Source organism: Nocardia tenerifensis NBRC 101015, assembly GCF_000308715.1.
Classification (GTDB): Bacteria; Actinomycetota; Actinomycetes; order Mycobacteriales; family Mycobacteriaceae; genus Nocardia; species Nocardia tenerifensis.
On record NZ_BAGH01000377.1, the window covers coordinates 20,166 to 31,054 of the forward strand.

A 10,889-nucleotide genomic window follows, 5' to 3' on the forward strand; every position below is an offset into this window, starting at 1 on the left:
GATGACAGAACCCGCTTCGGGCGCCCGCCGACTGGCCGACGGGCGGCTGTTGATCCCGTGGCAGGGCAAGCAACCCGACGGCACCATCGCCAACGGGATGGTCGAGATCGGGCCCGAGGACGAACGGTTCGCCGAGTGGAGCGCGTCCATCGCCGCCCGCGAACGCGGCGGGCCGCCCGACGACGAGCACCCCGTGGACCCGATCGGCCTCCAGTCGTTTCGCGACCCGCGGCCCGACCCCGCCCCGACCGCGCACGAGCGCAGGCTCGCCACGCTGCGGGCCATCGCCGAGCGCGGCGACGTCGGCGCGATGGAGCAGCTCGCGCATCTGCTGCGCGACGCGAACACGCTGACCGAGGCCGAACACTGGTTCCGCCGCGCGGCCGAGCGCGGCAGCGCGACCGCCATGGCCGACCTCGGCCTGCTGCTCGGCACGCACGGCCGCGTCGCCGAGGCGGTGCGCTGGCTGACCGCGGCGATCGCCGCGGGCTGTGCGGGCGCGGACCTACAGCTGGGACTGTTGCAGCTCGAGCGCGGCAATATCGACGAGGCCGAGCGGTGGCTGCGCCCCGCGGCCGAGGCCGGCTCGCCGGAGGCGCTGTGCAACATGGGCGTCGTGGCGAATCGGCGCGGCAGCAACGACGAGGCCGAGCAGTGGTACGAGCGCGCCGCCGACGCCGGAAACCCCACGGCCATGCGAACTCTGGGCCTCTACGTGGCCCGGCGCGGCGAGTTCGAGCGGGCGGTCGAGCTGCTCACCGAGGCGGTCCGCCGCGGCCGCACCGACGCCATGGCGATCCTCGGCTCGCTGCACCTCGATCACGACGACACCGCGACAGGTGAATATTGGCTGCGCCGCGGGGTGGCGGCCGACGACCCGGACTCGATGTTCCACCTGGCGCTGTTCCTGCGCGAACGGGAGACCTACCCGTTCACCGGCGACCTCTCCGAGCCGGGCGTGCTGCGCGCCGCCGCGGCCATCGCCACCGGCCGCACGCCGGCCCAGCAGGAGGCCAGGCAGTTGCTCGAACGCGCCGCCGCCCTGGGCCATCCGCAGTCGCTGAGCTTGCTGCACGATCTCTGACGGTCGACGCCTCAGCCGGGCGGGCCGACCAGTCCGAGGTCCTGGGCCTTGCGTATCGCCGTGACGCGATCGTTGACCCGCAGCTTGCGGTAGAGATTCTCCTTGTGTTTGGTCACGGTGGCCGGGCTGATGCCGAGGCGGCTGCCGATGGCGTGCGCGGTGAGTCCGTCGCAGAGCAGCCCGAGCACCGCGAGTTCGCGTGGCGTGAGGCGGTACTGCCCGGAATCGGCCAGGGCGGGCTTGGCGAAGGCCGTCTCGTGCGCCTCCACGGTGTCGAGCAAAGTCCGTGCCAGCTCGGCGTATTCGAGGTCGCGGTCGGTGAAGCCGTGGCCGCTGCGGCTCATGATGACCCCGCGGATCCGGCCGGGCCGCGAGCGCAAAGGCAGTGCCAGCTGCCGGTCGATGCCGATCGCCGCCTTGCCCGCGCGGTACGCCTCGCTCTGCCACCAGCGGTCGTCGGCCACCTCGTCCATGGTCAGCGATCGCCGATCACGGGCGTGCGCGTAGTGCCGTAGCAACGGGTGCGCGCGCATGTGCGAGTCGATGAGCGCGTCCAGCGGCGCCTCGTGCAGCCAGTCGGGCGAGCCGGTGAGCGCGTGGCCCGTCCCCGCCTGCCAGTCCAGGTCGATGAGCACGGCCAGGTCGCAGGGTAGGTCGCCGGTCAGGCGTTCCATGAGCAGCGGCCACACCCGGACCGGCTGCTTCTCGGTGAGGATCTGCATCGCCAGGTCGTGGATGCGCGCGGCGTCTCCCCCGTGCAAGGCCGTCATCCTCGCATTGTCGCCGACGGATTCGTACGGAACATCCCCCTGTACAGCCCGGTATACGAAGTTCTGCGTATACCGCCGCCCTCCGCCGGAACCCTACCGTTCGAGCAGGACACGAAGGTGGAGGAGACGTTGTCCATGACACTCACGAAGATCGCGATACCGCTCTCGCGCAAGGGAATTCGCCGCCGCACCCGCCCACCGCTCGTGCGGGCCTGCGCGGCGGCGATACTTGTCGTGGCCTGGGCCGCGGCGTCGACCCCGGCGACCGCCGCGCCCGCGGGGCCCTCGGACGCGACGAATCTCGAACGCTGCCAGGCGTATCCGGAGCCCGACTACTGGACCCCGGACATGACCGCCACCATCAACGGCACCGAATCCTGGAACCATGTCGTCCGGTTCCTCGGCCCCGGCGAGGCGATCCGCATCGCCGCCCTCCCGTCCTCCCGGGTCAAGAACACGCGCTGGCCGTGGGACTCCGGCTACGGGCCGAACGGCGACGGCATCGCGGCGGGTCCGGAGTTCCCCGCCCCCGGCGTCTCCCGCTACGGCCTCGTCGGCGGCGTGCAGGGGGATCTTCGGCTGATGGGCGTGGGGCCGACCTGCTACGTCAATACGACCGGCGTGCTCCAGGGGTTCCAGCTCACCGTGAACGACGGCGAACAGGGCGACAACTCGGAAGGTTTCGTCGTCACCATCGTCACATTCAAAGACCCGGAACCCGGCTGCCCGGTGCTCGGCACGAGCATCGGCGACCAGTGCCCCGCCTATTACGACCGTCGCGGTTACGACCCCGCCTACGCGTTGAAGCGGTGCAAGAACAACAGTTACGGCGAGCGAGAGGTCACCGCGGACTTCGGCGTCGACAAAGGATTCGAGCCGGTCCGCGTGACCCTGTTTCCCGGCGAGAGCTTTCGGGTGGACGCGCTGGATGCCGGGTGGTCGCTGGCGCCGGTACCGGGATACGGCGGAGGACCGGGCGACAGCGGAACGAGCACGCCGACCATCAAAGTCGGCTCCTGGCCGTGGGACGGGAGTTACACCCCGGACGGGGCCGGTGTCGACCATCCGGCGCCGGAGGGTTGGCCCGCACCGTATCTGCCCCAGTACGGATTGATCGGGACCTGGGAGGGACAGTCCGGCTACTTCTGGGTCGGCGCCCACGGCGGTTGCCTGCAGTGGGCGGGCGCGCGCCCGGTGACGCTCGCGCTGACGATGAACGACAACAACATCGGCGACAACGAGGGCGTGTGGTGGCTGCGGGTGCGGCTGTACAGCCCCGATCCGCTCCCGCCGGAGTAGCCGCCAAAACCTTTGCGGCCAGCGGTTTTTGTCGGTGGTACGGGATATAATCGAAACAGTGTTCGAGGGGGTTCGCCGAGCCCCCGATCGCAACGGGAGGAAAGCCTGTGCCCGCGACGAAGACCGTCCTCATCGATCGTCCCTACGCACCACTGGAGAAGCAGCGACTGCCCGCGGGGCGCCCGCGGTCCTGGTATGTCCGACACAATCGGAAGCTCAAGGCGATGCGGCTGACCATCGCGCTGCTCGACTCGGGCGTCTACAACCCGAGCGCGGCGAACAACAAGCGCATCCGGTACACCGCCGAGGTGGTCGGCATTCGCCCGCCGTCCGATCTCACCTGCACCATGGTGCGCACGTTGATGAGTAAGCGGTACTGACCCAACACATCAAGCAGAACCGTCGGCCTCCGCGTGCGGAGGCCGACGGTTCTGATAAATCCTTACGGAGCAAACTCCTTGCGGGGAGCACTGATTGCGCTACCCGAGCATTACTCGCGCTATACCGTGCACACCACGGCGGTGCCGCCGGACATCGTCTTGAGCAGGCAGACTAAGCCGCGGGCGATCGCGGGCAGCGCCCCGACCGAACCGGTCGAGCTGCCCGTCGACCCATCGATGCCGGCGAGCCCGGCCGCCGACGCGGGCATGGGCGCCGCGAATGCCGAAGCGCCGCCGGACAATACGATGACCACGGCGGCGAACATCGCCGCGCCGACCTGCCTTGTCGAACGTTTCATGAAGACCAACTCTCTCTTGTGAGCGCGCTGACGCGCCAGGCCAAACTAGCTCCGGCCACAAGAGATGAGATGCCCTCAGTTATCCGGGCACGCCGCTTGACGCGACATCGAAACCGTTGCCCGGCAACAGTTCTCGACGCCGACGCGTCAGCGGCTGCGGCGGCTCTTCTTGCGCGGCGGCGGCAGCAGCCCCTCCGCGCGCAGCCGGGCGGCGTGCTCGGCGAGCGCCTCGACCAGCGGGCCGACCTGAGCGACCTCGGGCTGCACGTCCACGCGCAGGCCGAACTCGATGGCCGTCTCGGCGGTCTTCGGGCCGATGCACGCGACGATCGTGCGCGTGTGCGGCTTGCCCGCGATGCCGACCAGGTTGCGGACCGTGGAGGACGAGGTGAACAGGACCGCGTCGAAGCCGCCGGTCTTGATCATCTCGCGGGTCTCCGCCGGCGGCGGCGAGGCGCGCACGGTGCGGTAGGCGGTGACGTCGTCGATCTCCCAGCCGCGGTCGCGCAGGCCCTCGGCCAGCGTCTCGGTGGCGATGTCGGCGCGCGGCAACAGGACCCGGTTCACCGGATCGAAAACGTCGTCGTAGGGCGGGAAGTCGGCGAGCAGGCCCTCCGACGACTGCTCACCGCTGGGCACCAGTTCGGGGTTGATGCCGAACGAGCGGACCCGATCCGCGGTGGCCTCGCCGACGCAGGCGATCTTCACACCGGAGAAAGCCCGTGCGTCCAAACCGAATTCGGCGAACTTCTCCCACACCGCGCGCACCGCGTTGGTGGAGGTGAACACCACCCATTGGTAGCGGCCGTCGACCAGGCCCTTGACCGCGCGCTCCATCTGCGCGGGGCTGCGCGGCGGCTCGACCGCGATCGTCGGCACCTCCATCGGAATGGCGCCGTGGGTGACCAGCCGCTCGCTCATCTCGCCCGCCTGGTCCTTGGTGCGCGGCACGAGCACGGTCCAGCCGTACAGCGCGCGCGACTCCCACCAGGACATCTTCGACCGCGACGCGACCACCTTGCCGATGGTCACCACCAGCGGGCCGACCAGCTCGGAGGCGGCGCTGTTCAGCGTGGCCAGGGTGGCCTCGATGGTGCGCTGCTGGCGGGTGGTGCCGCGCACGGTGACCGCGACCGGGGTCTGCGGTGCCAGGCCGTGTTCGACCAGGGCGCTGGCGGTCTCGGCCAGGTGACCCGAGGTCGCGTGCAGCACGAGCGGGCCGGGGGCGGCGGCCAGCGCGGCCCAGTCGACCTCCCCGCGCACGTCGGCCTCGGTGTGGCCGGAGCCGAGCGCGATGCCCGCGTAGCTCGGCACGGCCGAGCCGTTGGGCAGGCCGGGCAGCACCTCGAACACCATGTGCGAGCGCGTCACCGCGTTGACCTCGGCGATCACCGAGTCGGTCGTCAGCGGGTCGCCCGCGACGACGCGGACGACGTCGTGGCCGTTGCGCGCCTCGGCGATCAGCGTCTTGGCCACCTCGGCGGGCTCGCCGAGCGCGGGGCGCACGTCCACCGGGCGCGCACCGTCGGCGTCGGCCTCGACCGCGGTTCCGATCAGGGCTAGCACGCCCTTGTCGACGTCGGGGTCGGTGAACGCGAGCGTCGCACGGCCGATCACCTCGCGGGCGCGCACGGTCAGCAGCGCCGGGTCGCCAGGGCCGGACCCCACGAAAAGGATCCGTCCCGGCTGCTTCTTGCCAGCTCGACCGGTCATGCCTCCACCTCACTAGCGCTCGGCTCCGTCATGCGCGGTGCGCACTGTGTCATGAATCGCTCGCTGCGCTCGCTCATTGGTTGTTCTCCATTGGGCTGGGTTGGGTGAAGTCTGTGGCGGGCGCGTTCACCGCCTGTGTACTCGAACCGTCGTCCGGTTCGGCGGCCTGCTGCCCGGGCTCGGCGACGCTGAGCAGCTCGCGCGCGCCGAGGTCGAGTAGCTCACGAGCCAGCGCTCGGCCGAGCTCGTCGGCGTCCGCGGGGTCGCCGACCACCGAGGCCCGCAGCACATCGGAGCCGTCGATGGCGGCGGCGCACGCGCGCAGCGAGAGCTCGTCGAAGATGCGGCCGTCCTCGTCGATGGACTCGACCACCTCGGCGAGCGCGCCGATCGGGGCGGTGCAACCCGCCTCCAGTTCGGCGAGCAGCGACCGCTCGGCGACGACCGACGCGCGGGTCGCCGCGTCGTCCAGGGCGGCCAGCACCTCGATGAGTTCGGCGTCCTCGCTTCGGCATTCGACGGCCAGCGCGCCCTGCCCCGGCGCGGGCAGCATCTGCACCGGCTCCATGGCCTCGGTCACCGCGTCGAGCCGGTCGATCCTGGCCAGCCCGGCTCTGGCGACCACGACCGCGTCCAGCTCGCCCTCGCTGACCTTGCGCAGGCGGGTGTCCAGATTGCCGCGCAACGCCACGATGTCCAGGCCCAAACCGAGCGCGCGCAGCTGCGAGGCCCGGCGCGGCGCGGAGGTGCCGACCTTGGCGCCCGCCGGCAGCTCGCCGAGCACCAGTCCGTCGCGGGCCACCAGCGCGTCGCGCGGATCCTCCCGCGGCGGGATGGCGGCGATGGCGAAGCGCGGGTCCTGCGCGGTCGGCAGGTCCTTGTAGGAGTGCACCGCGATGTCGATGGTGCCCGCGGCCAGCTCGTCCCGCAGCGCGGAGGTGAACACGCCGACGCCGATCTGCTGCACCGGCTCCGACGACAGATCGCCCGCGGTCTTCACCACGACCAGCTCGGCCTCGTGACCGGCGGCGATCAGGGCATCGCGGATGGTGCCCGACTGGGTGAGCGCGAGCAGGCTGCCGCGGGTGCCGATCCGCCACTGGGCGCCGGTGCCTGCCGCTGTCACGTTGTCCTCTTCCTGCACGAGTGTCATGCCGGCTGCCCCTGTTCGTCGCCGCGATGGCTCGCGGTGAAGTCGTCGGCCAGCGCGATGTCGGCGTCGGCGAGCAGCATGCCCGCGCGGTCGCCGATCGCGGTGATCTCCATCGGCGCGGCAACCGCCTGCGCCGCACCGGGTTTCAGCTCGAACAGCTCGCGCAGCGCCTCGGCGTAGCTGTCGCCGCCCGGCGTGGAGGCCAGCTGCTTGACCCGCACCGTCGGCGCGTGCAGCAGCTTGTCGACCACCCGGCGCACCGTGCGGGCCACCTCGTCGCGCTCCGGATCGGCCAGGCTCGGCAGGCGCGAATCCAGCCGCAGCAGTTCGGCTTCCACCACCTCCGCGGCGCGCTGGCGCAGCGCGGCGACGGTGGGGGTGACCTCGGCCATGCGCTGGCCGGTCAGGTATTTGGCGAGCTCGTCGGCGACGATCGCGCGGGCCGCTGCGGTGTCGTCGGCGGCCGCGCCCGCGGCGGGGTCGCGCTGCAGTGTCTCGATGTCGATGACCGTCACGCCGGGCAGCCCGGCGACGGCGTGCTCGACGTCGCGGGGCAGGCCGAGGTCGCAGAACACCAACGGCCGTTCGGCGGTGCCGAATTCGGCGCCGCGCTCGCGCTCGGTCAGCGCGCGGTGGGTGTCGGCCAGCGTCACCACATTGCCGACCGCGCCGGTGCACGTGACGACCACGTCGGCCAGGGCCATCGCGTCGGTGAGCCGGGAGAGCTCCATCGCCTCGGCGGCCACGCCGTAACCGGCCGCGGTCTCGGCCAGCCGGGCGGCCCGCGCGATGGTGCGGTTCACCACCACGATCCGGCCGATGCCCGCGCGCGAAAGATGCGCCACCGCAAGGCTGCCCATCGCGCCCGCGCCGACCACGACCGCGGTCCGCCCCGCGAGCGCGCCGACGACCTGCTCGGCCCGGTCCAGCGCGACCGAGACGACCGACGCGCCCGCCCGATCGATGCCGGTCTCCGAGTGCACCCGCTTGCCGACCCGCAGCGCGTGCTGGGCCAGCTCGTGCAGCGTGCGCCCGACCGCCTGCTGCGCGTCGGCCGAGGCGTAGGCGCCGCGGATCTGGCTGAGCACCTGCTGCTCGCCGATCACCATCGAGTCGAGCCCGCTGGCGACCGCGAACAGGTGCTCGGCGGCGGCCTCGCTGTAGCGGACGTAGGCGTGCTTGGTCAGGTCGGGCAGCGGCAGGCCGGAGTGCTTGGTGAGCAGGTCGCCGACCTCGGCGAGGCCGCCGTGGAAGGCGTCCACTACGGCGTAGACCTCGACGCGGTTGCAGGTGGAGACGATCATCGCCTCGGACACGTGGCTCGAGGTGAGCATGCGGTCGATCAGCTTGGGCCGGTCGGCGTCGGTGATGGCCACCTTCTCCAGCACCGAGACGGGCGCGCTGCGATGCGAGATCCCGACCAGAAGAACACTCATGCCTGCGCCTCGCTGACGCTCGGCTCCGGCATGCGCGATGCACGCTGGCACATGATTCGTTCGCTTCGCTCACTCATGGACTTACCACCGATCCCTTGCTGCTTGGCTCCGTTGCCGTGTGCGAGGACGCCGTATGCGCGGCTGCCGAATGCTTGAGGGCCTGATGAACGGCCGAGGTATGGGCGGTGGGCGCGCGGTGACTGATCCGGCTCGGCACCGGACGCGTCACCTCGGGCGCGACGCTCGCGGGCTCGGCGGCGTTGTCCGCGTTGCGCACTCGCTCGAACGAGAGCATCTGCAGCTCGACCGCGAGGTCGACCCGGCGCAGCTCGACCGAGGCCGGCGCCGTCAGCTCGCAGGGCGCGAAGCTCAGGATGGACTGCAGCCCGGCCGCGACCAGCCGGTCGCAGGCGTCCTGGGCCGCGTCGTCGGGGACGGTGATGACGGCGATGGTCGGCTCCAGCGCGGCGACCGCCTCGGCCAGCCCCGCGACGTCGCGCACCACCAGGCCGGCCACCGGCAACCCGATCACGTCGGGGTGGTTGTCGAAGATGCCGACCACGGTGAAGCCACGCCGCTGGAACCCCCCGTAGCCCACGAGGGCCCGGCCGAGATTCCCGGCGCCGACGAGCACCACGCGGTGTCCCTGCGACAGGCCGAGCACATCCTCGATCCTTGCCCGCAGGCGGGCCACGTCATAGCCGACACCCCGTACGCCGTTGGGTCCGAGGAAGGAAAGATCCTTGCGCAACTTGGCGGAATTGACACCCGCCGCGACAGCCAGTTCCTCACTCGATACGATGGCAACACCCTCGTCGGCCAACGTGGCGAGGACCCGGAGATAGGTCGCCAGACGCGCGACGGTGGCCTGCGGGATGTTCTGCAGAGCCCTGCCGGAGACGCCGCCCGGCGCCTCATGCTGCTCTGTCACGTCGTCGGCTCCTCGTTCCGGCCCCGATCGGGTTCCGGTCGTTGCTGACCCCTGGCCCGGGACGGTCCGGTGCCATGGTCGAAGTGTCGGAATGCTGGGTGTCGTTACGCGGTGGGCCCGCAGCCTCGGCATGCGGGTCCGCGTGCCACCACCGTAACTGCTTGTGCAGCCCTTCACAAAGTCGGTGAAATTGGCCTCATTTTCCGCCGCGACCAGCGCTGCGGCGGAAACGGACAGTCTTCGCTATCTTTCAGCGTTCGATTTCCGGACTTCGCCGCGCACTCCCTGGTCACGCTGCGCTACCTCCTCCGGCGCCGACGCTTCAACCCGCGGCGTTCAATGCGAGGGCTTCGCTGCGCCTACGTGGTCACGCTGCGCTACCTCCTCCGGCGCTGACGCTCAGCCCTCGCGGCTCAGGTCAGCTCGCAATCTCGCCTCGTCCACGTCGAAATAGCTGTGCTCACGACCGTCGAGCAGCACCACCGGCAATCGATCACCGAACTCCGCGCGCAGGCCGGGGTCGGTGGCGGCGGCCTCGTCGACATCCAGCGTCACGGGCTCGAGGCCGAAGTCCGCGCAAATAACCCGCAGCTGGTCCAGCGCGGTCGCGCACAGTCCACAGCCGGATCTCGTCAACAGGGTCACCGAATGTGTGGGATTGGTCATGACGGCTATTCAACCGCGAGCCATCGGGCGCGGCGAAGCCGGAATGAGCACTGCCCGATTGTGTCTCACCCCGCCTTCCGCGCTGAGTGTCGGCTTCCCCGGTTACTGTGGACGTGGTTCGCGCGACGGGCGGAGGTATCGGTGCCGGAACGATCGAAGGTGGCAAGGGCCGGATTCATCGCGGGACGATTCGGCGAGTTTCCGGCACGGTGGAGTCTGGGCCCGATCGGTCAGGGCCTGCAGGATCAGCTCGCCCGCATTCCACGCAGCCCGTTCGGCCCGAGCGAGGAGGAGCTGCGGGCCAACCTGGCCGGTGAGGCCAGCGCGGACGCGGCGTTGTCGCTGCACGACGCGGAGCTGGCGCTCGCCGAGACCGACGCCACCGGACCCGAGGTGCCGCGCGACCTGACCGCGGCGGCGTTCTTCGACGTGGACAACACGATGGTGCAGGGCGCCTCGATCGTGCACTTCGCCCGCGGCCTGGCCGCGCGCAAGTACTTCAAGACCTCCGACCTGGTCGACGTGGCATGGAAGCAGGTCAAGTTCCGGGTCACCGGGCGGGAGAACAGCTCAGACATGGTCAGCGGCAAGGAGAAGGCGCTGGCGTTCATCGCCGGTCGATCCACCGCCGAGCTGGCCGCGCTCGGCGAGGAGATCTACGACGAGATCATCGCCGACAAGATCTGGCCCGGCACAAGGGCTCTCGCGCAGATGCACCTGGACGCGGGCCAGCAGGTCTGGCTGGTCACCGCGACGCCGGTGGAGCTGGCCCAGGTGATCGCCAAGCGGCTCGGGCTCACCGGCGCGCTCGGCACCGTGGCCGAGAGCGTGGACGGCACGTTCACCGGACGGCTGGTCGGCGACATCCTGCACGGCCTCGGCAAGGCGCACGCCGTGCGCACGCTGGCCATCCGCGAGGGACTGAACCTCAAGCGCTGCACCGCCTACTCCGACAGCCACAACGACGTGCCGATGCTGTCGCTGGTCGGCACCGCGGTCGCGATCAACCCGGACTCGGACCTGCGCGAGGTGGCGAAGAACCGGGGCTGGGAGATCCGTGACTTCCGCACCGGCCGCAAGGCCGCGAAGATCGGCGTG

The 10,889-nt window shown here is 70.8% G+C and carries 11 protein-coding genes; 5 read left to right on the forward strand and 6 right to left on the reverse strand.

The window, feature by feature from the left end:
• Position 1: 1 nt before the first annotated feature.
• Positions 2–1,084, forward strand: a complete 1,083-nt coding sequence (locus ON39_RS46240) for a tetratricopeptide repeat protein (RefSeq protein WP_051187335.1) — start codon at positions 2–4, stop codon at positions 1,082–1,084.
• An 11-nt stretch (positions 1,085–1,095) separates the two neighbouring features.
• On the opposite strand, the gene ON39_RS30230 is transcribed toward ON39_RS46240, so the two are convergent.
• Positions 1,096–1,854, reverse strand: a complete 759-nt coding sequence (locus ON39_RS30230) for a helix-turn-helix transcriptional regulator (protein ID WP_040739408.1) — start codon at positions 1,852–1,854, stop codon at positions 1,096–1,098.
• Between the two features lie 135 nt (positions 1,855–1,989).
• Here ON39_RS30230 and ON39_RS30235 point away from each other — a divergent pair, with 135 nt between their 5' ends.
• The 3 genes from ON39_RS30235 (at position 1,990) to ON39_RS49110 (ending at position 3,914) form a co-directional block, all read left to right on the forward strand.
• Positions 1,990–3,153: a hypothetical protein gene (locus ON39_RS30235; protein WP_040739409.1), complete on the forward strand. Its 1,164-nt coding sequence runs from the start codon at positions 1,990–1,992 to the stop codon at positions 3,151–3,153.
• A 107-nt stretch (positions 3,154–3,260) separates the two neighbouring features.
• The gene (locus ON39_RS30240) at positions 3,261–3,533 is read left to right on the forward strand and encodes a hypothetical protein (RefSeq protein ID WP_085998287.1); all 273 of its coding nucleotides are present in this window, start codon (positions 3,261–3,263) and stop codon (positions 3,531–3,533) included.
• 78 nt (positions 3,534–3,611) lie between these two features.
• A complete protein-coding gene (locus ON39_RS49110; RefSeq protein WP_146251101.1) occupies positions 3,612–3,914 on the forward strand; it encodes a hypothetical protein in 303 nt (100 codons plus the stop codon).
• Positions 3,915–4,039: 125 nt separating this feature from the next.
• Here ON39_RS49110 and ON39_RS30250 read toward each other — a convergent pair whose 3' ends face one another.
• From ON39_RS30250 to ON39_RS30270, 5 genes are all read right to left on the reverse strand, one after another.
• Positions 4,040–5,605, reverse strand: coding sequence for a bifunctional uroporphyrinogen-III C-methyltransferase/uroporphyrinogen-III synthase (locus ON39_RS30250; RefSeq protein ID WP_040739412.1), 1,566 nt, complete (start codon positions 5,603–5,605; stop codon positions 4,040–4,042).
• Positions 5,606–5,678: 73 nt separating this feature from the next.
• Positions 5,679–6,758: a hydroxymethylbilane synthase gene (gene hemC, locus ON39_RS30255; RefSeq protein ID WP_051187336.1), complete on the reverse strand. Its 1,080-nt coding sequence runs from the start codon at positions 6,756–6,758 to the stop codon at positions 5,679–5,681.
• Complete coding sequence (locus ON39_RS30260) at positions 6,755–8,194, reverse strand: glutamyl-tRNA reductase (protein WP_040739414.1); 1,440 nt, start codon at positions 8,192–8,194, stop codon at positions 6,755–6,757. Before ON39_RS30260 ends, hemC begins: the two co-directional genes overlap by 4 nt.
• Before the next feature lie 73 nt (positions 8,195–8,267).
• Positions 8,268–9,125: a redox-sensing transcriptional repressor Rex gene (locus ON39_RS30265; protein ID WP_040739415.1), complete on the reverse strand. Its 858-nt coding sequence runs from the start codon at positions 9,123–9,125 to the stop codon at positions 8,268–8,270.
• Between the two features lie 399 nt (positions 9,126–9,524).
• On the reverse strand, positions 9,525–9,791 hold the full coding sequence (locus ON39_RS30270; RefSeq protein ID WP_040739416.1) for a glutaredoxin family protein: 267 nt from the start codon (positions 9,789–9,791) through the stop codon (positions 9,525–9,527).
• A 216-nt stretch (positions 9,792–10,007) separates the two neighbouring features.
• On the opposite strand from ON39_RS30270, the gene ON39_RS30275 reads away from it, so the two are divergent.
• Positions 10,008–10,889, forward strand: an 882-nt coding sequence (locus ON39_RS30275) for an HAD family hydrolase (RefSeq protein ID WP_051187337.1), incomplete at its 3' end; no start/stop codon positions are given.